Raw genomic sequence first — 244 nt, 5'->3', positions numbered from 1 at the left:
CCCCCCCCCCCCCCCCCCCCTCCTCCCCCCCCCCCCCCCCCTCCCCGCCCCCCCCCCCCCCCCCCCCCCCCCCCCCCCGGGGGGGGGGGCGCCCCCCCACCCCCCCCCCCCCCCCCCCCCCCCCCCCCCCCCCGCCCCCCCACCCCCCCCCCCCCCCCCCCCCCTCCCCCCCCCCCCCCCCCCACCCCCACCCCCCGACGCTCAAATATTTTAATGAATCTGCGACCACCGAGATCTACACGGA

1 protein-coding gene is annotated in these 244 nt (G+C 85.7%); it reads left to right on the top strand.

Going from position 1 to position 244, the window contains the following annotated elements; genetic code table 11:
- Nucleotides 1-244: hypothetical protein (locus tag AC0L17_RS34745; RefSeq protein WP_473519031.1), on the top strand; the 244-nt coding region annotated here is incomplete at both ends.

The organism is Mesorhizobium sp. WSM4829 (assembly GCF_055811475.1).
The sequence above is the reverse complement of the archived record's forward strand: the minus strand, read 5'-3'. Positions and strand labels throughout refer to the sequence as shown.